The sequence below is a fragment of the Paenibacillus sp. 2TAB19 genome (assembly GCF_052115185.1).
In the GTDB taxonomy this organism is placed as follows: Bacteria; Bacillota; Bacilli; order Paenibacillales; family Paenibacillaceae; genus Pristimantibacillus.
In genome coordinates this window covers 51,257-72,633 of the sequence record NZ_JBFRGE010000027.1, presented here as the reverse complement: position 1 = coordinate 72,633, position 21,377 = coordinate 51,257, and the positions used below count along the sequence as shown (strand labels likewise).

21 protein-coding genes and 1 riboswitch are annotated in these 21,377 nt (G+C 53.0%); of the genes, 17 read left to right on the top strand and 4 right to left on the bottom strand.

Annotated features, from left to right (window positions below; genetic code table 11):
• The first annotated feature begins 47 nt into the window (after window positions 1-47).
• The 5 genes from AB4Z33_RS14565 (at window position 48) to AB4Z33_RS14545 (ending at window position 4,652) form a co-directional block, all read left to right on the top strand.
• Complete coding sequence (locus AB4Z33_RS14565) at window positions 48-806, top strand: DeoR/GlpR family DNA-binding transcription regulator (RefSeq protein ID WP_442050589.1); 759 nt, start codon at window positions 48-50, stop codon at window positions 804-806.
• A gap of 120 nt (window positions 807-926) precedes the next feature.
• Window positions 927-1,655 carry a (Fe-S)-binding protein gene (locus AB4Z33_RS14560; RefSeq protein WP_442050588.1) on the top strand — a complete coding sequence of 243 codons (729 nt, stop codon included), beginning with the start codon at window positions 927-929 and terminating at the stop codon, window positions 1,653-1,655.
• Window positions 1,652-3,181, top strand: coding sequence for a LutB/LldF family L-lactate oxidation iron-sulfur protein (locus AB4Z33_RS14555; protein ID WP_442050587.1), 1,530 nt, complete (start codon window positions 1,652-1,654; stop codon window positions 3,179-3,181). The genes AB4Z33_RS14560 and AB4Z33_RS14555 overlap by 4 nt, the downstream gene beginning before the upstream one ends.
• Entirely contained in the window at window positions 3,174-3,911 is a 738-nt protein-coding gene (locus AB4Z33_RS14550) for a LutC/YkgG family protein (RefSeq protein ID WP_442050586.1), read from the top strand. Before AB4Z33_RS14555 ends, AB4Z33_RS14550 begins: the two co-directional genes overlap by 8 nt.
• An 18-nt stretch (window positions 3,912-3,929) precedes the next feature.
• Window positions 3,930-4,652, top strand: a complete 723-nt coding sequence (locus AB4Z33_RS14545) for a FadR/GntR family transcriptional regulator (protein WP_442050585.1) — start codon at window positions 3,930-3,932, stop codon at window positions 4,650-4,652.
• 97 nt (window positions 4,653-4,749) lie between these two features.
• Here the strand turns inward: AB4Z33_RS14545 and AB4Z33_RS14540 are convergent, their stop codons facing one another.
• Both AB4Z33_RS14540 and AB4Z33_RS14535 read right to left on the bottom strand, forming a co-directional pair.
• Complete coding sequence (locus AB4Z33_RS14540) at window positions 4,750-5,625, bottom strand: J domain-containing protein (RefSeq protein WP_442050584.1); 876 nt, start codon at window positions 5,623-5,625, stop codon at window positions 4,750-4,752.
• 163 nt (window positions 5,626-5,788) lie between these two features.
• The gene (locus AB4Z33_RS14535) at window positions 5,789-6,661 is read right to left on the bottom strand and encodes a helix-turn-helix domain-containing protein (protein WP_442050583.1); all 873 of its coding nucleotides are present in this window, start codon (window positions 6,659-6,661) and stop codon (window positions 5,789-5,791) included.
• Window positions 6,662-6,847: 186 nt separating this feature from the next.
• Between AB4Z33_RS14535 and AB4Z33_RS14530 the strand changes: the two genes are divergently transcribed.
• From AB4Z33_RS14530 to AB4Z33_RS14485, 10 genes are all read left to right on the top strand, one after another.
• A complete protein-coding gene (locus tag AB4Z33_RS14530; RefSeq protein ID WP_442050582.1) occupies window positions 6,848-8,287 on the top strand; it encodes an L-arabinose isomerase family protein in 1,440 nt (479 codons plus the stop codon).
• Between the two features lie 113 nt (window positions 8,288-8,400).
• A complete protein-coding gene (locus AB4Z33_RS14525) occupies window positions 8,401-9,510 on the top strand; it encodes a rhamnogalacturonan acetylesterase (protein WP_442050581.1) in 1,110 nt (369 codons plus the stop codon).
• A gap of 37 nt (window positions 9,511-9,547) precedes the next feature.
• Complete coding sequence (locus AB4Z33_RS14520; protein ID WP_442050580.1) at window positions 9,548-10,126, top strand: hypothetical protein; 579 nt, start codon at window positions 9,548-9,550, stop codon at window positions 10,124-10,126.
• 84 nt (window positions 10,127-10,210) lie between these two features.
• A riboswitch (PreQ1 riboswitch) is annotated at window positions 10,211-10,254 on the top strand.
• A complete protein-coding gene (locus AB4Z33_RS14515; protein ID WP_442050579.1) occupies window positions 10,247-10,393 on the top strand; it encodes a hypothetical protein in 147 nt (48 codons plus the stop codon). Its footprint overlaps the riboswitch before it by 8 nt.
• A gap of 26 nt (window positions 10,394-10,419) precedes the next feature.
• Window positions 10,420-11,088 carry a 7-cyano-7-deazaguanine synthase QueC gene (gene queC / locus AB4Z33_RS14510; protein ID WP_442050578.1) on the top strand — a complete coding sequence of 223 codons (669 nt, stop codon included), beginning with the start codon at window positions 10,420-10,422 and terminating at the stop codon, window positions 11,086-11,088.
• On the top strand, window positions 11,088-11,540 hold the full coding sequence (queD, locus tag AB4Z33_RS14505; RefSeq protein WP_442050577.1) for a 6-carboxytetrahydropterin synthase QueD: 453 nt from the start codon (window positions 11,088-11,090) through the stop codon (window positions 11,538-11,540). The genes queC and queD overlap by 1 nt, the downstream gene beginning before the upstream one ends.
• Window positions 11,530-12,264 carry a 7-carboxy-7-deazaguanine synthase QueE gene (queE, locus tag AB4Z33_RS14500; protein ID WP_442050576.1) on the top strand — a complete coding sequence of 245 codons (735 nt, stop codon included), beginning with the start codon at window positions 11,530-11,532 and terminating at the stop codon, window positions 12,262-12,264. The genes queD and queE overlap by 11 nt, the downstream gene beginning before the upstream one ends.
• A gap of 40 nt (window positions 12,265-12,304) precedes the next feature.
• A complete protein-coding gene (gene queF / locus AB4Z33_RS14495) occupies window positions 12,305-12,802 on the top strand; it encodes a preQ(1) synthase (RefSeq protein ID WP_442050575.1) in 498 nt (165 codons plus the stop codon).
• Between the two features lie 53 nt (window positions 12,803-12,855).
• Window positions 12,856-14,445 (top strand): YcdB/YcdC domain-containing protein, encoded by a 1,590-nt coding sequence (locus AB4Z33_RS14490; protein ID WP_442050601.1) that lies wholly within the window; start codon window positions 12,856-12,858, stop codon window positions 14,443-14,445.
• A 190-nt stretch (window positions 14,446-14,635) separates the two neighbouring features.
• Entirely contained in the window at window positions 14,636-15,637 is a 1,002-nt protein-coding gene (locus AB4Z33_RS14485; protein ID WP_442050574.1) for an alpha/beta hydrolase, read from the top strand.
• Window positions 15,638-15,889: 252 nt separating this feature from the next.
• Here AB4Z33_RS14485 and AB4Z33_RS14480 read toward each other — a convergent pair whose 3' ends face one another.
• Complete coding sequence (locus AB4Z33_RS14480) at window positions 15,890-16,693, bottom strand: WYL domain-containing protein (RefSeq protein ID WP_442050573.1); 804 nt, start codon at window positions 16,691-16,693, stop codon at window positions 15,890-15,892.
• Window positions 16,680-17,996 (bottom strand): helix-turn-helix transcriptional regulator, encoded by a 1,317-nt coding sequence (locus tag AB4Z33_RS14475; RefSeq protein WP_442050572.1) that lies wholly within the window; start codon window positions 17,994-17,996, stop codon window positions 16,680-16,682. Before AB4Z33_RS14475 ends, AB4Z33_RS14480 begins: the two co-directional genes overlap by 14 nt.
• 198 nt (window positions 17,997-18,194) lie before the next feature.
• Between AB4Z33_RS14475 and AB4Z33_RS14470 the strand changes: the two genes are divergently transcribed.
• Together AB4Z33_RS14470 and AB4Z33_RS14465 are read left to right on the top strand one after the other, a co-directional pair.
• Window positions 18,195-19,625: an RtcB family protein gene (locus AB4Z33_RS14470; RefSeq protein WP_442050600.1), complete on the top strand. Its 1,431-nt coding sequence runs from the start codon at window positions 18,195-18,197 to the stop codon at window positions 19,623-19,625.
• A gap of 542 nt (window positions 19,626-20,167) precedes the next feature.
• Window positions 20,168-21,280 carry a slipin family protein gene (locus tag AB4Z33_RS14465; protein ID WP_442050571.1) on the top strand — a complete coding sequence of 371 codons (1,113 nt, stop codon included), beginning with the start codon at window positions 20,168-20,170 and terminating at the stop codon, window positions 21,278-21,280.
• The last annotated feature ends 97 nt before the right edge of the window (window positions 21,281-21,377 follow it).

Below are 21,377 nucleotides of genomic sequence, written 5' to 3'. Positions count from 1 at the left end.
ACAACTGTTTGGGCTGCCATCAAATATAGGTTAGAAAGAGGTACGGTATGCTGGTCGCGGAACGCTACGATAAAATTGTACAGCTAGTGAATGAAAGAGGAAGCATTCGAGTGACGGAGCTAAGCGAGCTCTGTCAGGTGACGGAGGAAACGATCCGCCGCGACCTTGATCGTTTGGAGCAAGCCGGCAGGCTCCGCCGTTCTCATGGCGGTGCGGTAAGCGTGAAGGATCAGCAGCCGGAGATACCTTTTTTTGAACGAGAGATTACGCATGCCGATGAGAAGCRGCTAATTGCCGAGGCAGCGGTGAAGCTAATCCAGCCGAAGGATCGCATATTGCTAGATGCGAGCTCGACAGCTTGGTACATGGCTGCCAGCATGCCGGATATTCCGCTCACGGTATTGACGAATTCGATCAAGGTAGCGATGGAGCTGAGCGGCAAGGAGAAGATCGAGGTCATTTCGACGGGCGGAATTCTTGCCTCCCGCTCGCTCTCTTATGTGGGACCGTTAGCCGAGCGCTCGCTTGATGCATACCATGTGGATAAGGCATTTATTTCGTGCAAGGGCGTCCATCTGGAGCGCGGCGTCAGCGAATCGAATGAGCTGCAGGCTCGGATCAAGCAGAAGATGGTCGGCATGGCCGATCAGGTCATTTTGCTTGCCGACTCTAGCAAGTTCGGCGTCATCGCCTTCACGAACGTCGCCGAGCTTGGCGATATTGACACCATCGTTACCGATAAGCGGTTGTCAGGCGAGCTGCTCAGTCAGCTCGAAGAACGGCAGATCGCTGTAACGATTGTGTAGCAGCGTAGAGTCACGCCGCAACTATTCCATTTGCCGTCTACGGACGGCTCATTTTTATATTCAACATGTCTGACAACCTGATATAATGACATTATTAGATGTGAAGAGAGGGGTGCCGGAATGAAGGTTTCCTTATTTATTACTTGCTTAAGCGATGCGATTTATCCGCGCGTTGGGGAAGCGATGGTGCGGCTGCTTGCGAAGTACGGCGTATCGCTGCAGTTTCCGACCGTACAGACCTGCTGCGGGCAGCCGGCTTTCAACAGCGGCTATTGGAAGGAAGCGAGAGAATCAGCGAAGACGATTTTGGATGCTTTTGAGGATAGCGACTTCGTTATTTCGCCATCAGGCTCGTGCACAGGCATGATTCATCATTATCCGAAGCTGTTCGAGAATGATCCTGTGATGCTGAAGCGTGCGAAGTCCTTGGAGAGCAAGTCCTATGAATTCACGCAGTTTCTCGTGCAGGTGCTTGGGGTTACGGACGTAGGTGCCGCTTTCCCGCATAAAGTTACGTATCATCCGTCGTGTCACGGCAGCCGGATACTCGGCGTGAAGGATGAGCCGATGGCGCTTATGAAACAAGTGAAGGGCCTTGAGCTTGTGCCGCTTCCATTCGCGGAAGATTGCTGCGGATTCGGCGGAACGTTCGCGGTTAAGATGGCGGACATTTCCGGTGCGATGGTTACGGAGAAGGCTGATCACGTACTTGAGACGGAAGCAGAGGTGCTTGTCGGCCTCGACATGGCATGCCTTATGAACATTGCTGGCAACTTGAGATATCGAAACGAGCCGGTGCGGGTCATGCATCTCGCCGAGCTGCTGTACGAAGGGGTGAAGGAAGCATGAGCGGAGCACATCAAGCGGGGGCAACGGTAAAGGCAAGGGCGGAGCTGGCGCTGAATGACGAGTTTCTGCGCAAAGCGGTGAAGTTCACGACCGAACGACTGCGCAACGGGAAGAAAAAAGCGTCAGAGGAGCATGGCAACTGGGAAGAGTGGCGTGAGCGCGGCAAACAGATTCGGCTGCATACGATCGCGCATCTCGACTATTATTTGAACCTGTTCGTCAACAACGCCCGCGCGAACGGCGTTCATGTGCACTTTGCGAATACGACGGAGGAAGCGGTCAAGCTGACACTGGACATCGCCGAACATGCGAACGCAAAGTCGGTCGTGAAGTCCAAGTCGATGGTTACCGAGGAGCTGCATCTGAACCATGCGCTGGAATCGATCGGCGTCGAAGCGATTGAGACCGACCTTGGCGAATATATTATCCAATTGGCGGGCGAGATGCCGTCGCATATCGTTATTCCGGCGATTCATAAGAATAGATACCAAATTGCCGATCTTCTCTCCAAGGAAGCGGGGTACACGCTGCCGCCGGATACGACGGCGCTGGCGGGCTTCGTGCGCAAGAAGCTGCGCGAGAAGTTTCTCGAAGCAGACATCGGCATGACCGGCTGCAACTTCGCCATTGCCGAGACCGGCTCGATGGTTCTGTTCGAGAACGAAGGAAATGCCCGTATGGTAAGTACGGTTCCGAAGACACAGATTACGCTAATGGGCATGGAGCGTATTATTCCATCCTGGGAAGACCTTGAAGTGATGGCGACGCTGCTTCCTCGCTCGGCTACGGGACAGAAGCTGACGATGTACATGTCCGGCATTACGGGTCCGCGCCGCGAGGAAGACGCCGACGGTCCGGATGAAATGCACATTATTATCGTTGATAACGGACGCTCGCTGCAGCTCGGCGACCCTGAGTTCCAAGAGCTGCTGAACTGCATTCGCTGCGGCGCTTGCTTGAACGCTTGTCCCGTGTACCGCCATATCGGCGGACACGCATACGGAAGCACCTACAGCGGGCCGATCGGTGCGGTCCTTACCCCGTCGCTCAACAAAAATATCGCGGAATGGGATGACATCGCGAACGCATCCAGCTTATGCGGCGCTTGCTATGAAGCCTGCCCGGTGAAGATTCCGCTGCATGATATGCTCGTCTATCTGCGCCGCCGCAAGGTCGAGAGCGGCAACGGCAGCAAGCTGGAGTCGATCGGGATGCAAGGATTTGCAACCGTCATGGGCAACTCGTCCCGCCTTGGCGGCGTATTGCGCTTAGGCAAGCTGGGGCAGAAGCTTGTCGTTCGCAGCGGCGTCATCAAGACGAAGCTTGGTCCGCTCAAAGGCTGGAATACCTATCGTGTGACGCCAAGCTTGCCGAAGGAATCGTTCCGCGACCGCTTCGATACGCTTGATCAGGAATTGAAGCAAGGTTTGAAGGCGATGGATCCAGCGATGCAGAGCCGTATGGAGCAACTGGTACAGAAGCGCAAGGACAACGAGAAGAACGGAGGAGGACATGGTCATGGCTAATACGGATACATCGGCGCATAAGGAATGGCTCGCCAAGCTGGAAGCGCAATCGAAGACGAAGCAGGAGCAATTCATGAACGGCATTTCGCAGCGGCTCGGACATCCCCGCATGACCGAGAAGCCTCAGCATCCGTTCCGTGGTGCGCCGGACTTCTGGAAGGCGTTCGAGTGGAGCGAAGAAGAGCGTATTAAGGCGTTCACCGATAACTTCGTTTCGGTTGGCGGACATGTAGCGCGATTAGAGACAATGAATGATGCGAAACAGTTCATCGCAGACAAGGCGCAGGAGATGAGCGCGAAGTACGTCATTCGCCAGAACCAGCCGGAGCTGGATGCGCTGGATCTCGAAGGCGAGCTTGCGGATGCGAAGGTGTCGGTATGGAATTCCGATCCTGAACAATATTGGCGGGCACGGGCGGCAGAAGCCGACTTCGGCGTCGTTATCGCCGACCATGCCGTCGCGTATACGGGGTCCGTAACCGTATTGTCCGCGCCGAATAAAGGACGTTCCGTCAGCCTGCTGCCGACCGTGCTTATCATTATTATTCCAATAGAGCGCTTGAAGACGAAGCTGGGCGAAGTGTTGAAGACCTTCGATGAGGCAGGGCGCGAGAAGCTTCCTGCCGGCATTCATTTCATTACCGGTCCTAGCCGATCGTCAGATATCGAGAATGATCTGACGATCGGTGTCCATGGTCCGGGAATCGTTTACGCGCTATTAGTCGGTTAAGAAACAGGAGGTAGGCGCATGTCGTCGCTGGATGTCGTGAAGTTGTCCAAACGCAATCATTACGAGGAAATAACGGAGCAAATCAAGGGACTCATTATGGACGGAAAGCTGAAGGTTGGCGACAAGCTGCCTTCAACGAAAACGATGTCGGAGCAATTCGGCGTCGGACGCTCGACAACGCGCGAAGCGCTTAGCGCGCTCAAAGCGATGGGCATGATCGAGATTCGGCAAGGGGGCGGCTGCCGCGTCATTCGCAGCGCGCCTGCGGAGGTAGAGCTTCCTGAGCTCCTGTCACTGCGGATGAACCGCGAGACGGTGCTGGAGCTGCTCGAAGCGCGCGAGTCGCTTGAAGTGTCGAACGCAGCCATTGCCGCTAAGAAACGCACAAATCACGATCTTGAGGCGTTAGCCGGCATCATTCATCAGATGGAGACGACGGTGGGCAATGACGCGGAAGGTGAGCGGCTTGATCTGCTCTTCCATCTGACGCTTGCGAAGGCCACGCATAATACGATTATGGCGCGGTTGTTCGAATCGATCATGGGCAAGATCGAGACAGCGATCCACGATATTCGCCGCGTCGAGCTGTATGCGAACGAGCAGGTCGCCGGAAGGCTGTACGAGGAACATTCCGCTATCTATGAAGCCGTCAAGGAGCAGCAAGCCGAACTTGCCGCCGAGCGGATGGAGCGCCATCTGCAGCATATTGAGTCTATCGTGCTGAAGCATATCGGATCCTAACTACTTGCATTTTCACACTAGGATAGACGAAGAGAAGAGGCTGCACCTGCATCGCCATGACGCGGGTACAGCCTCTTTCTCATGGATGGTCATACCGTTACTTAACCGTCCCCAAATACTTCTTAATAAATTGCAGCGCCTTGTCCGGGTTCTTCGCATTGACGCGAATGCCGACGATCATATCCTGCTTGTAGAGCGGCAGGTCCGTTACGAGCGAACTTGCGCTTAGATCGATGCCGTAAATCCGTTCGGTAGTATCTTCCTCTGTCTTGAGCTTTTGTGCTAGGCCGTCCTTGAGCAACGGCTTCAGTTCCCCTTCAGCTGCATCGTCAAGCGGCAACAACACCCCTTGAACGCCTACCCATTGGAAAATATTTTTGTCCATCACATAGACATCCGGATTTTCGGTTGCCAGCATGAGAACAGCTTTTTGCATATACGCATATTGGTTCGCTTCGTCCGCAGGCACAGGAGTCAGCATCGTCTTGAAACGCTTCCATTCCGGAAAAGCAGCCAGCAGCGCTTTCTCAAGAGGCTCTTCTTTCTCCGCGGTATCATTCAAGTAGTAGTTGCCCATGAACGATACTTCAAGATCGACGGGAGGCAGACTTGCCAGGTAGGCTTTCTCTTCGCGATAGTTAACAAAGCTGATAACACCATAAATAATGAGTGCGACGGCTACGACGGCGCCGAGCGTATGGAACTTATAATACCGCCAAAAATGGTCCATCTTCTGGGCTTTGTCAGCCATGCCCTTGTACTTGCCGTATTCCTGTTCATTGAACGCATCGGTCGTCTTGCGGTCCTCGTATTCGAGGATGAATCGATACGCCCCAGTGATAAGCGCGAACTCATCATTGCCGCTGCTTCCCGTACCGCTATCCTGCTGCTGCGCTCGCGAGCGTTCTCTGCGCATCAATGTCGTGTAGCGCTTCTCTACTTCTTCTCTCGGAGCTAATTCCGGYAACCCCAAGCGTTCATATGCTTGCTTCAAATCGTCCACTTCGTCACCCCAATTAGTAAAATAGCTCTTGTATGCATCCTATCTATAAGTATACGGAATTCCGCGCCCAACGCAAACTTTGGGAGAAGAAAGAGAGTCATGTCGATTATAGGCGCAAATAAAGCTTGATAGCCTAGCTTTGCCGCCATTTTTTGCGGTAGACGAGCGGCGTTTGCTCCACACGGTCTTTGAACAGCGATATAAAATGGCTGACATTGTCGATGCCAATCTGCACGGCGATCTCGGCGATCGGCATATCGGAATATTTGAGCAGCTCCTTCGCTCTCGTAATCCGAGTATTAATGAGGTACTCATTCGGCGAGAAGCCGGTATAACGCTTGAATTGTTTGGCCAGATAGTATTTGCTGACCGCATGCTCCGCTGCCAGCTCGGTTAGCGACATCCTTTCCGCGAAATGCTCATCCATCCACTGCGTGATCTCGCCGATGTAGCTTGGGATATCCGCATAAGGAAGCTCAAGCTGTTGAGCGGTCAAGACCAGCTCGGTCAATAGCTCCGTAATCAGCTGCGAGCCGACTAGCTCGGTTCGGAAGCTTTTGCGAGCATGCAGCTCTAGCAATTGACGAAGCAGCGCAGGCACTGGTGTGTCAGGCTGGAGCTTCAGTACAGGCTCTGAGCTTAATGCGAATTGCTCGTAGTAGGCACGGACTGCGCTGCCATTGAAGTGCACCCATAACATGTCCCAGGACTGGCCTTGCTCGGTTGCATAGTGCTGATAATCCATACAATCGATGAAGAACAGCTGCTTGGCCATTAACGGGTATGTCGTGCCCCGGTAGGTCAATCGCCCGCTTCCGGCTAGGGTATATACAAGGAGATACGATTCAAGCTGTTCCCTTTCTGTAAAATAACGTTCGAGCGTCTCGAAATATCCGATCTCCTGCACATAGAACAACGATTCCTTGGCGAAGGCCGACGGTGTAGCGAACAGCCGGACGGAGTTATCCGACCAGGCGGGATAACTTCTTTCGCTATAAGCGCACATGATAGGAGCTCACCTCGCAAGATTGTGTTATTTTTGACCAAGATGATCTGATGTTATTGGCATTGAAAGCCGTTACAATGTGGATATAAAGCTATTATTTCATAAAATGACGAGGTGGTAAAGCTGACGTTACTATCTGCTATTAAACCAAGCAAGAGAGCACGGATCGGTCTTTATTCTGTTGGCTTGAGAGCATATTGGGAGCAATTTCCCGGTTTGCGGGAGCGGTTGATTGAATACGGGCAATTCATCGAGAAGCGGATGTCCGCTTGGGGAGACGTATACAACTACGGTCTTGTGGATACGGAAGGGGAAGGACGCAAGGCAGGGGAGTGGATGAACGAGCAGCAGGTGGACTTGGTGTTCTGCCATGCTGCTACGTATTCGACGAGCTCAACCGTGCTGCCCGTTCATCAGATTAATAAAGCGCCGGTCGTATTTCTTAATCTGCAGCCGACGGAGCGCATTAGTTACGACCGGACGACAACCGGCGAATGGCTGGCGCATTGCGGAGCGTGTCCGGTACCCGAATTCGCCAACACGTTCAATCGCGCAGCGATCCCGTTCCGCGTCGTTAACGGGCTGCTCGGCTTGGACTATACGCCCGCTATTTCACTAACGAACGAAATTACAGCCCAGCGCAAGGAAGCGGTGCGCGCTTGGCGGGAGATTGAGGAATGGGTGCGCGCGGCCGCCGTACCGCGCAACCTGCAGCATAGCCGCTTCGGCTTCTTAGGAAATACGTACAGCGGCATGCTGGATATGTACAGCGACTTCACGATGATTGCGGCGCAGACTGGACTTCATGTCGAAGTGCTCGAGATGTGCGATCTCGATCGGCATTTGCGGCAAGTTACGCCCCAGGAAGTGAAGGCGAAGCTGGATGAGGTGCATGAGATGTTCCAGATTAGCGGCGATTCGCCGTCCGATCCGATTGCAAGGAAGCCGACAGAAGAACAGCTCGAATGGTCGTGCAAGGTGGCGGCGGCGCAGGAGCGTCTCGTTCGCGAGTATGATTTGGATGCGCTAACCTACTACTATCATGGCGCTCCGGGCGGTGAATACGAGAAACTGCAATCGGGCTTCATTGTCGGTCATTCCTTGCTGACGGCTCGCGGCATTCCATGCTCGGGCGAAGGCGATCTCAAGACGGCCGTTGCGATGAAAATATGCGATCTGCTTGGAACGGGAGGCAGCTTCTCCGAAATCGTTGTCGTTGATTATGTAGACGATACGATTCTGCTCGGACATGACGGACCGTTCCATATTGCGATCTCGGAAGGCAAGCCTGTACTGAGGGGGATGGGGCTGTATCACGGCAAGCAGGGTACGGGCGTATCCGTCGAGGCGAAGGTTCGCGCGGGGGCCGTAACGACGCTGAACGTCACGCAGACCGGAGACGGAAAGCTGAAGCTGATCGCAAGCGAAGGTGAGTCGACGAACGGTCCGATTATGCGCATCGGCAATACGCAGACGCCTATCAAGTTCCGCCTTGCGCCGGATGATTATATGACGAGCTGGTTCGCTGAAGCGCCGACGCATCATTGCGCATTATCCATCGGTCATAATGCCTCGTTGTTCGCTAAGGTTGGCGAGCTGATGAAAGTGAAGCATGTGACGCTATAGCATCATCGCAACATATCGGAATATTGAACAAAATGATCCGTTATTTGCTACCTTTATAAGCAGCTATTCTGCTATTCTATCATTAATGATACTTGATGATAGGATGGTGCAAAGTGGCTACAACTTATCGATTCGATTTCGGCATTGGCGATTCGCCGCAGCCAGGTACAGAATATATTCAAATCCTGCCGGATACGGCGTATACCGATGAACAGGGTTACGGCTTTGAATCCTGTGAGCGTGTGAGCTCGCGCGATCGCGGCGAAGGCGACCGGCTGCGCAGCGCCTTCTGCATTCCTCTAGATTCTGCGTTCATCGTGAAGCTGCCTAATGGTCTGTACACGATTACAGTAACGATGGGCGACGCAATAGCGCCTACCGTTACTAGCTTGAAATACGGGGTCGGCCGAATGGTGCTGAACAAGATCGTGACGTCGGCGGGGCAATACGCGGTGCACAGCTTCACGGTGAAAGTGACGGACGGCAAGCTGCGGCTTGCCTTCTCCGGCGTAGCGCCGCGTATTAATGCGCTTGATATTGCGGAAGCGAAGCAAGCGACGACGATCTTCCTTGCCGGCGATTCCACGGTGACCGATCAGGACGTCTTCCCTTATGCGGGTTGGGGACAGATGCTGCCGCTGTACTTCAAGACCGATGTAGCGATCGACAATCATGCAAAGTCGGGACGCAGCTCGAAGAGCTTCATCTCTGAAGGGCGCTTGAAGCCAATATTGGACGAAATCAAGTCCGGCGATTATTTATGGATTCAGTTCGGCCATAACGACGAGAAGCAGGATGAGGAGCGGGCAACCGAGCCTTTTGGCTCCTACAAGGAGAAGCTGGCAATTTATGTGGAGGAAGCAAGGGCAAGAGGGGCAATTCCTGTCCTCATAACGCCGATGCATCGCCGCAAGTTCGATTCGCAAGGCCGCATTATCGATACGCATGGCGATTACTTGCTGGGCATGAAGGAGCTTGCGGGCGAGCTCGACGTTCCGCTTATCGATTTGGCAGCGAAGAGCAAGACGCTGTACGAGGGGCTTGGAGACGAGCCTTCCAAAGCGCTGTTCATGTGGGCGTATCCAGGCGAGTTCATTCATTTTCCAGATGGGGCGCAGGACGATACGCATTTCCAGGAGCTTGGCGCGATCCGTGTTGCTGGTTTGGTAGTCGAAGGGGTGCGCGAGCTGGGGCTTGCGCCGCTGAACTTGTATTTGCGATAAAGGCTGTCGATTTTTTTAGATAATTGAACTAGAATAGATGGATCAACGTTATAGATCGCGAGGTATGCGGGTGTTTGATCCAACGGTGTTCGAAAATGTAAAAGTCGCGCTCGAGAATCATTTTTACGATTTAGACAATCTGGATCGGCTGATCGATATCGTGGGCCGGAATGACCGGATGGAAATGGCGGTTATGGCACGCGAGTTCGGACTGCGATTCACGCTTGCGGGGCAGTCCGGAGTGTCGGCCGAAGTTAGGCTGGCGTCCTCGCTCCGGCAGCTTGCGGCCGAGCTGATGGACCAAGACGGCGATGCGGCGGCGGCCGGAGCCGGATGCTCGTTATCGTTGCGTTTCCGAGTCGCGATAAGCGAACCGGCCGACCAGTGTCGTCAGATTGAAGGCATTATGAGAACGATATGGGGCGACGATATGCCCTTTACTCAGACGATCAGCTATGTGCATGGGCAGGATTCTCCGCCACAGGCCGTTTTTTATACGAACAAAATTGAACTAAAGTTCAATCGAACGATCGGCGAGGAGCAAATGGAGGACATTCCCGAGCTGGCGGAACATATGCTGCAGACGTTAAGAGAACTGAAAGCCGTAGCTATTTAGCTCGAACTGGCAGTATCCAATCGGGAACGGCTGTGCTATAGTACTCCTATACAACTGAAGAAGAAATTCCGGCGCCGTTGGCGGCCGGGAGAGGTTCGCGAACTCCCTCTATAAAAAACTATGCAAAACGAAGGCTTCTCACGAGAGCCTCGTCTTTTTGCGTTCGGCGCGAAGCGGCAGTACCCGCTTCGCGCCGTTTCTTTGGAATCGGAACGCAAGCAGCATAAGGATGGAACTAGGGCGATCTCTTTCTTCTCCGATCAATGATCTATAAAGCGAGAGGAAGATGGAGCATGAAGCAAGGTAAAGCAGTCGTCGTATTCAGCGGCGGTCAAGACAGCACGACATGCCTATTCTGGGCAATGGAGCGGTTCAATGAAGTAGAGGCGATTACGTTCGATTACGGACAGCGCCATAAGCTAGAGCTTGAGGTTGCCGCTCAGATTACGAAAGACTTAAACGTGAAGCATCATATTTTGGATATGTCGCTCCTGAATCAGTTAGCGCCTAACGCGCTGACTCGCGACGATATCGAGATTGAACATAAAGAAGGCGAGCTGCCTACGACATTCGTTGACGGACGCAATATGTTGTTTCTAACGTTCGCTGCTGTGCTCGCGAAGCAGATTGGCGCTGCACATATTGTTACCGGCGTATGCGAGACGGACTTCAGCGGATATCCCGATTGCAGGGATGTATTCGTGARGTCGCTTAACGTAACGCTTAATTTATCGATGGATTATCCTTTCGTTATCGATACGCCGCTGATGTGGCTGAACAAAGCAGAGACGTGGGCGCTTGCCGACGAGCTTGGAGCCTTCGATTATGTGCGGGAGCGGACGTTGACCTGTTATAACGGCATTCCATCGGACGGCTGCGGACATTGTCCGGCCTGTCTGCTTCGTCAGAAAGGGCTTGATGATTACTTGGAGGCTAAAGGCGACAAGGAGGAGGTTAATTGATGCTTCAACAAATATATCCTTCGGTCGCGCATGATTATAGTTATGAGCTGAACAAAGACTTTCATTTCGCCGCAGCGCACTTTGTCCCTTCGGAAGATGCAGGCAAGTGCCGCCAAACGCACGGACATACGTATTATGCGAACGTGACGGTAGCGGGCGACGAACTCGACCAGTCCGGCTTTCTCGTGAATTTCGCGATTATTAAGCGGCTGATCCATGATCGGTTCGATCATACGCTGCTTAATGACGATACGGAGAGCTTCAGCGACGAGCAGCCGGAGCGATATCCGACGACGGAAGTCGTGGCGCGCACGATCGCTGAGCTCGTGCAGAATTATCTGGACGCTATTGCCAATCAGCCGCGCGTCTTGCAGGTGTTTCTTCGCGAGACGCCTACAAGCTATTGCGTATATCGGCCGAAGCGAAAGGCGGCGGCAGTCGATGAGCGCTAATTCGAAGCTTATTCCGGTATTGGAGCTGTTCGGCCCGACTGTTCAAGGCGAGGGAATGGTCATCGGACGCAAGACGATGTTCGTCCGCACAGCCGGCTGCGATTATCGGTGCAGCTGGTGCGATTCCGCCTTCACCTGGGACGGCACCGGCAAGGACGATATCCGAATGCTCGCAGCGGATGAAATTATAGGGAAGCTGCGCGCGCTGGGCGGAGACTGCTTTGATCATGTGACGATCTCAGGCGGCAATCCTGCTCTGCTGCCCGCCCTCGGCGAGTTAATTGATGGGCTGCACGAGCGGGGGATTCGTTCTGCGCTTGAGACGCAGGGAAGCCGATGGCAGGACTGGTTCTTGGACATTGACGATCTGACGCTGTCGCCGAAGCCGCCGAGCTCCGGCATGACGACGGACTGGGCCGTACTTGACGATATTGTGGGCAAGCTGCAAAGCAAGTCGCGCAGCTTCTGCTTGAAAACGGTCGTATTCGATGAGCTGGATTTGGAATATGCGACATTCGTCCATCTCCGTTATCCAGGCGTACCGTTCTATGTACAGGCGGGCAATGCGAATCTGCGAGAGACGGAGCCTACGCAAATGCTTCCTTATTTGGTAGAGCGCTATGAATGGCTCATCGAGCAAGTAATGCACAATTCGGAGCTGCGCAGCGTACATGTGCTGCCGCAATTGCATACATGGGTTTGGGGCAATAAGAAAGGCGTTTAGAGCATGAACCATTTTAGAACAAAGTTGGAGGGTATCGGTTATGGAAGGAAGAAGCAAAGAAGAGCTGAACGGCGTGACGCTGCTTGGCAATCAAGGAACGAACTATATTTTTGAATATGCGCCTCAAATATTAGAGACGTTCGATAATAAGCACCCGAATAGGGACTACTTCGTCAAGTTCAATTGTCCTGAATTCACGAGCTTGTGCCCGATGACGGGGCAGCCGGATTTCGCGACGATCTATATTTCTTATATTCYCGATGTGAAAATGGTCGAGAGCAAGTCGTTAAAGCTGTATTTGTTCAGCTTCCGCAATCATGGCGATTTCCACGAGGATTGCATGAACATCATTATGAACGACTTGATTGCGCTCATGAATCCGCGTTACATTGAAGTATGGGGGAAATTTACGCCAAGAGGCGGCATTTCTATCGATCCGTATTGCAATTGGGGCCAGCCAGGCACCAAATACGAGCAAATGGCAGATTTCCGCCTTATGAATCATGATCTCTATCCGGAGAAAGTAGACAATCGCTAACGATAGCTGTACCCGGAGGAGACGAAACCGAATAGGAGATTAAGAAGTTGTCTATGGATCACAACAAGCTGCGCGAGGCAGCGATGGCGGTTACGGTAATTCCGCCCGGCTACCTCCTTGTGATGGAGGACAGCATCCCTAAGGATGATGCGCGGGAACGCGGCTATATTTGGGAGCATCCAAAGCATTCTGAAGAGCGCATTGAGATCGCGCTTGATCTGGACACTGCTGCGCTGCTCGAATTGCGAATCGAATCCGCCAGTCAGCCGGCCGGGCCGCGCAAGTGTCCTCTGGAGGATGTAAAGGCGGTTACGGATGCTTTTCTAACGAAACATGCAGTTGATCCTTCTCGACTAACATGGGTGCATGTAGAAGAAGGACAAAGCTGCACGTATATGACGTTCAGGGAAGAGGTCGGCGGTGTTGCACTGCCGGATACCGGCTGCGAGCTGACGCTTGACGCCGAGCTGAACGTGATCAGATATCGGAATTGCTATGGCGCTGACATGCCTGCAAGGCCGGAATGGCCGAAGGAAATAACGACTGCCGATACGATCAAATCACGGCTTCAGCGGGAGCTTCGTATGGAGCTTGCGATAGTTGCCATGCACCCTGCTGTCCATGAAGGTTATGCCGTCGATGCAGATACGATTGATGATGACGACGCATACAGGCTCGTCTATGTTCCTACTGATGAGTGGCGTATGCTTGATGCGTCGACCGGCCTTGATCTATACGAACCCGATCACTACCGTTTGCCGCCTAGTTTCCCTATCTTGAGAAGAGAAGGAATCATGCAAGCTCCTCTTCGGTATGCGGAAGCCGACCGAGCCGAGATCGAAACGAAGCTAGGCGTGGATAGCCGGGCGTATAGGCTTGATCGCAGCCATGACGATGGCGAATTCATTACGCTGATTTATAGGCACAAGGATGAGAAACAGCCAAGCACAGAGGCGGAAGCTCTGTCGGTTGACGGTTATATGGAACGGAGATGGGGCGAGCAACTGCGCAACATGAGTGCTTCGCATAGACTTCGGTTCGAGAAGTCGACCGGACGTCTTATCGAGTACAGCTGTTATAGCCGCCGAGTAAGTGCTGCACGTACGGAGGGTTCGAAGACGCCGCTAAGCCGTCCCGAATGCTGGCGCCGTGCGAAGCAATTTATGGAGCTTGTGTTTCCCGAGTACGATCGCTACCTCCAGTTGCAAGAAGCGCACGGCTCTGGGGATGGAGAAGCCGAAGCCGTTGAGCGGGAGTTCTTTTATTTGCCTGTCTATATCAGTGACGTGCCTCTTCATCTGGAGCGTGTCACGATCAGCGTCAGCACAGCAACCGGAGAGGTGCTGCTCTATAGCGGAGTATCCGCGTATCTGCTCCATAAGCTGGAGCAGCATAAGCTTGAGCCGTCACTTACAGCTGAAGATGCGTTGAAGCCATATTTGGCCTACAATCGGCTGCGATTAAGATGGTACTTAGATCAAAATCAAGATCAAGATAAGCCGCCGTCCGCCTATCGGCTTATTTATGAATCCATTGCCTCCGAGGACGAGCTGCCCTTCGAGGGAAGTCACAGCAGAACTTTACGTTATATCGATGCGGTTAGCGGCGATCTTATTTGGGATAAGGTCGCAAAACGCAAATAATGAGCTGAACCGAGCTTCAGCCTGACGTGCATGGAATGCCGGATCGATGGCAAACTTAAGGTTAATAATGGTACTATGGATTCAAATACAAAGCTAATGGATCAAATAAGAGCGAGCAGCGAGCCATGTGAGAAGGCGCGGGATGGGTGGCTGGTTAGCTGGCAATCCAAGGTKAAATGAGCGGACGCATATGAACGGAATCGTAGTCGTAATCGGGATCATTTTATTAGTGCTTATCGTGATAGCCGTGCTGGCTGTCATTAGTGTTTACTTCTATAACCTCGCGATCAAGCGCGGGTCCAAAGACTTTCTTAGCAGCAGCGGAGATCTGGTTCAGAACGACGGGGGCGGCGAGGCAGAATCGGCGATCGACCTTGGGTTGCAGGAGGAGGATGTGCCCGCCGCGCTCGAGCTGGACGGCGTACAGTGGGTAGACAGCCAAAACCCTCAGATTTGGCATATTACGACGAAGGATGGTCTTAAGCTTCAGGGCTATTATTTGCCGGCCAAATCGCCTACCGCGAATACGGTTATCTTGGCACACGGTTATTCGTCGAAAGGCAAGGATCTAGGGCTTATCGCTCGTTTCTATTACGAGCAGTTCGGTTATAACGTGCTGATGCCGGATGACCGGGGGCATGGAGAGAGCGAAGGGAACTACATCGGCTTCGGATGGGTTGATCGGAATGATTATTTGCAGTGGATTCGGAAGACGGTGGATACCGTCGGGGAAGAAGCCCGGATCGTCCTGCACGGCATATCCATGGGCGGAGCGACCGTCATGATGGTTAGCGGAGAACCGCTCCCGAAGCAAGTGAAGGCCATTATCGAGGATTGCGGCTATACGTCTGTGCGCGACCAATTGGCATACCAGCTTAAGCGGCTGTACAAGCTGCCGGCTTTCCCTATTCTGCAGGCTACCAGCTTATTGACGAAGCTAAAGGCCGGTTACAGCTTCGCGGAAGCGTCGGCGCTGCGCCAATTGGCGCGGAACAAGCTGCCGATGCTGTTCATTCACGGCAGCGACGATACGTTCGTGCCGACGGAGATGGTTTACCGGCTGTATGACGCTTGCCATACGGAGAAGGAGCTGTACGTCGCGGAAGGGGCTGGGCACGGACTCGCTTATAGCACGAATAAAGCTGTCTATGAGCGCAAAGTCCATGATTTTATTGCCCGCTACGTCGTATAGCGATGCTTGCAACGTTGGTAGAAGGTTACCTAATTACGATTACGATTAGCCTGTATTTCATAAAGTCTAATTGGGCTAATCGCCTATTAAGTGACTCTTGAGTGGAAACCATACAGTCAAAACCGGCATTTGAGTCCTCATTGGCCATCCTCCGTCCATTTGACTGCACAAAATCCACTCATGAAGCTCAAAACAAACGCACACCCCTTCAACCGGGGGCTGCAATAAGCCGCCTCTGAGAAGGGGTGTTTTTTAATCCAACTGTCCGTAACGTTCAAGCGCCATATTGGCTGTGTTCAGCATTCGGCTCTTTAAGTAATCGCCGTCTACGAGTCTAACCCGCTTGCCTAGAAAACGAAGCTTGGAGAGCACATATTCCTGCTCTTCGCCGGGGAAGGTCAGCTGAATCGTGTACACATGGGCAACGGCATCGTATTCGACTTTCTTATCGAAGCAGGAGAAAGCGTAAAGGATACGCGACAGCTCTTCGTTGTATTGCTGTACGACCTCGATCGCCACCGTCATATTGCGTCTGTCGATCAACCGGCGAATAGAACTTTGAAGCTGCTCATACTGCGAAGGCGGCAGATCCATTTCCTGTATATCGACAATCTTGTTCAGCCTTGTCGTAAGCAGCTTGCGGCGTCTAAGGTGAAACCATAGCAGGTACCATTCCCGCTTCACCATCGAATATTCGAGCTTATAGGGAACAGCGCTCTGGCGAGCGTTAAGGCTGCCGTCCTTCGTCAGGAAGCTGAGCGTGATCCCGCTTCGATTCATAATGGCTCGCCGCAGTTGACGCAGCAGCGGATGGTACACATGGACGACTTTGCTGCGTGCCTTCTCGCTGAGTCGGTCGTCCGTTCGCAGCACGGGATCAGCCTCCAGCATTGTCAGCAGCTTGTTCAGCGTCTCCGGAGTGAATGCGTGCTGCGAGGCAGCTTCGGACAGCATCGTCTTCAGCCAGCTCCTCTCGTGAGCGGTGGCTAGGAATGTGCCGGAGTCGTCGAGCTTCGAGATGACTTGATAATTGAAAATTTTCTCAAACGGATTCATAATACGACTTCAGCTCCTTCCATTCCTCGATCATTTCCCGCCGCAGCTGGGCTGGCTCAAGCACCTCGCAGCTTGAACCGAAGCTGCGTATCCATGGCTTAATCTCCAGCGTTCCGTTCACTTCAATCTCGTATAGAAAGGAAATTCCATCCTCCTGAACAATGACTCCCCATTGCCCTTGATGAAGCACGCGGTCCTTCACGAAATTACGCGAGCCGTCGCCGGGATTGAAGAACCGCAGCCGAACCGTAACCCGCTTTCCCGTATCGATGAGCCAGGAATAAGCGATTTTCTCCTCCAGCTCGGCAAGCCTCTGCCCGAACAGCTCGGCGGGAGCAGATACGCCGTCATCCGCAATTTGGGTGACGCCTTCCAACCGGTATTTGCGAATGTTATGCCGCGCATGGTAGGCGAGCAAGTACCAACGGCCGTATTGATGATCGTATACGACCTTCAGCGGCAACGCCCGCTCCAATACGCCCTCGGAATCTCGTTCGAATAGCGGGTTCGTGTTCTGCGAAGCATAGCTCTTCTTTTTTTTCGGCGAGAAGTAGAGAAACGTAACGTATTTGCGCTGCTCAATGGCGGCTAGCAGGCTGAACAGATGAGCCTCATCCAGCAGGCGGGAGTAGTAATGATATTTATATAAAAAAGCGCCTAGCGCCTGTTGCTCCACGTTGCTGCGCAGCAGCTGCTTCTTCAAGCTGTCGCGCAGCAGATAGCCTTGGAGCGAAGGGACTTGCGTATTCGCCATAACGTCTACAAAATCGTACAGATCAAGCCATTCATCCTCTGTCAGCTCTGTCAGCCAATCGTTATGAAGGCGGTAGCGGGATGGGCGCGGTCCGGGAGCTTTGCGAATGACGCCGACCTGCTCTAAGTATTTAAGGTCGGATCGAATCGTCTTCTCATCGGGCAGAGCCTGCTCCTCCGGTAGACTTGCGTAACAAATATCGAGCAGCTCCATCGCCGTCCGCGCTTGGTCGCTCATCGCCGCGAGCAGCAGAGATATGCGTTCGCTCTCCGACTCCTTGAGCGACTTGGCGCGGAATAGGAAGAGCAGCATCGGATCGGCCCTGTCGAAGTAATTGAACCGGATCGTTTCCGCCAGCTCCTTGCTCTGCTCCGCGGGAAGCTGCTGGTGAACCGTGCTTACGATTTCTTTAAGCCGCTTTAGCGTTTTATCGAAGGTATGTACCGAAATGCCGAGCCTGTCGGCGAACTGCTGACGGCTGTAAGCGCCGCTCGTTAGCGCCAGCATCCGCAAAAACTGAATTTCCTTATCGAAGCTTTCTCTTGCCATGTTCGTTTTGCTCCTCTCCAGAGGCGTCCTCATTTATCCATTGTATCATCGAATTTCTGATTTGATTATGCTTTGTAATACTTTCGCCATGTTCGCAGCTAACGAAATGAGTCATGATAGAACTCGTAAGACGCCTTAACCTACAACATTCGAATCAAACATTAACGATATACGGACATAGAGTCAGGAGGAGTTATGATGAAACTTCAATTGAACCATCCTTACAAAAACCACGGCGGCAATCACTACGAGCTAGAGCTTGCGAGCGGCAAGCTTCATCTGTTCGCCAACGAGGAAGTGCTCGCTTCTTTCGAACCGAAGGTGTTCGAGATGGCGAACAACAATCTGCAAATTCCGCGCAACGTCTATATGAGCTATACGCCGGACGCGCATGTCGGAGTAGGAACATGCATAGGCACGACGGCGGTATGGAGCATGAAGAACGGCTGCGTATCGCCATCGATCGTAGGCTCGGATATCGGCTGCGGCATGCGCGTTCATACAACGCCGCTGCATAAGCGCGATATACAAAATAAAGAGATTCGCCGAAGCCTCATTGCGGCAATCGAAAAATATGTCCCGACGAACGAGCGTACGAATACGAATTACAATGACATCGATATTATGAGCGTCGTAAGAAACGGCCTCAAGGGCTTGCCGGATAAATATATTCCGAATAAGCAATGGCTTACCCATGTGGAGCAATCCACTTTCCCATATGATCACGCTTATCTCGAGCAACTGCCTCCCAAGATTCGTAAGCATGCGCATGGCCAATTAGGGTCGCTGGGCAGCGGCAACCATTTTATCGAGATTCAGTACTTGGAAATTAACGAGGAGTACGAGGCGGTAGCGGCAAAATGGGGCTTATTCGACGGGCAAGTCGTCGTCATGATCCACTCCGGTTCCCGTTCTTGGGGAGCAATGGTAGGGCGCGAGCATAACAACGTCATTAAGGAAGCGATGAGTCAATGGGGCGTCAGCAATCCCGACCCGCAGCTGATCTACGCGCCAATCGCGAGCCGCGAAGGGCAGACGTACCTGAATCTGATGTACTCCGCGCTTAACTTTGCGGTAAGCAACCGCCATATGATTGCTTACGGCGTACGCGAAGCGTTCAAGGAAGTGTTCGGCGAGGGGATGGAGCTGCCGGTGCTGTATGACTTGATGCATAATTACGCGCTCAAGGAATTCCACCGCAATCAACCGATGCTCGTTCATCGCAAGGGCGCGACGCGCGCGTTGCCGCCAGGCCATTTCTTGAACACGGCGGCATACAAGGAGACGGGGCATCCGGCGTTGATCCCCGGTTCGATGGGAACGTCCTCCTACATTATGGTTGGCCGCGAGGAAGGAATGAAAAACTTTTATTCCATCTGCCATGGAGCGGGGCGGGCGAGATCGCGCAAAGCGACGAAGCTGCTCGTCACGGTCGACCAATTCGAGCAATCGATGAAGGTCGGCACGGACGATGAGGTGCTCGTGAATCACCGCTCGCTGCAGAGCATTCTGGATGAATGCCCGCAAGCCTACAAGGACGTCGATCAAATTATCGACAGCGTTGTCGGCGCGTCGTTAGCCGGCGTCGTCGCCAAATGCAAGCCGATGGCTGCGATCAAGGGCATCTAGTTTTTTTACGCTTACCAATGCGCTATTAAAGATAACATCAATAATAGATGAGGTTAGCGGCAGGGGTGGCATACCTTGGCTGGGATTTCATAGAGTCCCGCAGTGCTTGCGCATGTTATGCGCTTGTATGCTGTATCGCGCATCGCCTCGCTAATCTCCCACATGTAGTATGAAGCAGGGGTTCGATTCCCCACGTGCCTTTCACGCACGCTCATGGTAGAGCACTCGACTTTTAATCGAGAGAACCTAATCCTATTAACGACCAGCCTCGGCAATTTTCACGGAGGGCTTACATAGACTCCGACTGAAGATGGACTAAGCAGCCGTGCGGATACCGCTTAAGGAACGCATGCTCCATCGCTCACGCCTGACATACCGCGGTGCAAGCGGCAAGCGAGCTTGTCGCCGCTTATGGATGGCTGCGCGCATGAGGCACGCCGCCCTTCCTCTTAAGCCCGGTTCCGTCTCATCGACAGGAAAATTGCCGTCCAGGTCAGGTCACCCATCAACCGAAATGAAACGACATGTAAAGAGGTGTTGATATGTTTACTAAAGTAACGATCAAAGACGACGAGCGCGGCTTGCTGTTCAAGAAAGGCAGCTATGTGAAGCATTTGCCGCCAGGCGTCTATCGCTATACGATGTTTTCCGAGGAGTCGATCGTCGTGCTGAATGCAGCGAAACGATTCGATGTGCCGAATAAAGATTTGAATCTTTTTTTGAAGGATGCGGAGTTGCTTTCGGAACTGACCGTCATTGACGTGCAAGACTATGAATACGCGCTCCATTACCGGGACGGCAAGTTCGTCTCGCTGCTAACGGCCGGCACATACGCATACTGGAATGTTCTGCATAAGCATACGTTCGTGACCGTTGACTTCCGAAATCCGGAGATAAGCTCCGATGTTAGCCTGATCGCCTTGAACAAGCTGCAGGGCTATTATCAAATGTCGGAGGTCGCAAACCATGAGACGGGCTTGTTGTTCTATAACAATGTGCTTAAGCGGGAGCTCCGTCCGGGCAAATATTATTTTTGGAAAAGCCCAACGTCCGTGCTGGTGAAAACATTCGACCTGCGTCAGCAGCAGCTCGACATGACGGGCCAAGAGATAATGACGGAGGATAAGGTAACGCTTAGGCTTAACTTCGTCTGCCAATATAAGATTGTCGATCCGCTCAAGGCGTTCGCGATCAAGTCGTTCGAGGATCAAGTGTATATCCTGCTCCAGCTCATATTGCGAGAGTATGTCGGCACGATGAAGCTTGACGATCTGCTGCGCATGAAGCAGGAAATCGCGGCGTTCGTCCTATCGCGCCTGAACGAGAAGAGCGACAGCTATGGCGTGGAATTCGTATCGGCAGGTCTTAAGGATATTATCTTGCCAGGCGAGATTAAGGACATTCTTAACACGGTGCTGCTCGCGGAGAAGAAGGCGCAAGCCAACATCATTACCCGCCGCGAAGAAACGGCCTCGACTCGGAGCCTGCTGAACACGGCGAAGCTGATGGACGAGAACGTTACGCTGTACCGGCTCAAGGAGCTTGAGTTTCTGGAGAAAATATGCGAGAAGATCGGCACGATCTCGCTTACCGGCGGCGGCAACGTGTTGGAGCAGCTAGGCTCGCTGCTTAGCGTGAAGGGCGCGGACAAATGATGAAGCCCAGACGAAGAGGCTGTCTATCGGTGCTGTTGAACCGTTGTGACAGCCTCTTCGCATCGTTCCGCCTCATTATGATATAGTAGGGTAATAG

What these genes read in the sequence shown, in the direction of transcription:
- AB4Z33_RS14560 (WP_442050588.1), top strand. Translation starts at nt 927, where the DNA reads ATGAAGGTTTCCTTATTTATTACTTGCTTAAGCGATGCGATTTATCCG.
- AB4Z33_RS14555 (WP_442050587.1), top strand. Translation starts at nt 1,652, where the DNA reads ATGAGCGGAGCACATCAAGCGGGGGCAACGGTAAAGGCAAGGGCGGAG.
- AB4Z33_RS14550 (WP_442050586.1), top strand. Translation starts at nt 3,174, where the DNA reads ATGGCTAATACGGATACATCGGCGCATAAGGAATGGCTCGCCAAGCTG.
- AB4Z33_RS14545 (WP_442050585.1), top strand. Translation starts at nt 3,930, where the DNA reads ATGTCGTCGCTGGATGTCGTGAAGTTGTCCAAACGCAATCATTACGAG.
- AB4Z33_RS14535 (WP_442050583.1), bottom strand. Translation starts at nt 6,661, where the DNA reads ATGTGCGCTTATAGCGAAAGAAGTTATCCCGCCTGGTCGGATAACTCC.
- AB4Z33_RS14520 (WP_442050580.1), top strand. Translation starts at nt 9,548, where the DNA reads ATGGATCAACGTTATAGATCGCGAGGTATGCGGGTGTTTGATCCAACG.
- AB4Z33_RS14515 (WP_442050579.1), top strand. Translation starts at nt 10,247, where the DNA reads ATGCAAAACGAAGGCTTCTCACGAGAGCCTCGTCTTTTTGCGTTCGGC.
- queD (WP_442050577.1), top strand. Translation starts at nt 11,088, where the DNA reads ATGCTTCAACAAATATATCCTTCGGTCGCGCATGATTATAGTTATGAG.
- queE (WP_442050576.1), top strand. Translation starts at nt 11,530, where the DNA reads ATGAGCGCTAATTCGAAGCTTATTCCGGTATTGGAGCTGTTCGGCCCG.
- AB4Z33_RS14490 (WP_442050601.1), top strand. Translation starts at nt 12,856, where the DNA reads ATGGATCACAACAAGCTGCGCGAGGCAGCGATGGCGGTTACGGTAATT.
- AB4Z33_RS14485 (WP_442050574.1), top strand. Translation starts at nt 14,636, where the DNA reads ATGAACGGAATCGTAGTCGTAATCGGGATCATTTTATTAGTGCTTATC.
- AB4Z33_RS14480 (WP_442050573.1), bottom strand. Translation starts at nt 16,693, where the DNA reads ATGAATCCGTTTGAGAAAATTTTCAATTATCAAGTCATCTCGAAGCTC.
- AB4Z33_RS14475 (WP_442050572.1), bottom strand. Translation starts at nt 17,996, where the DNA reads ATGGCAAGAGAAAGCTTCGATAAGGAAATTCAGTTTTTGCGGATGCTG.
- AB4Z33_RS14470 (WP_442050600.1), top strand. Translation starts at nt 18,195, where the DNA reads ATGAAACTTCAATTGAACCATCCTTACAAAAACCACGGCGGCAATCAC.
- AB4Z33_RS14465 (WP_442050571.1), top strand. Translation starts at nt 20,168, where the DNA reads ATGTTTACTAAAGTAACGATCAAAGACGACGAGCGCGGCTTGCTGTTC.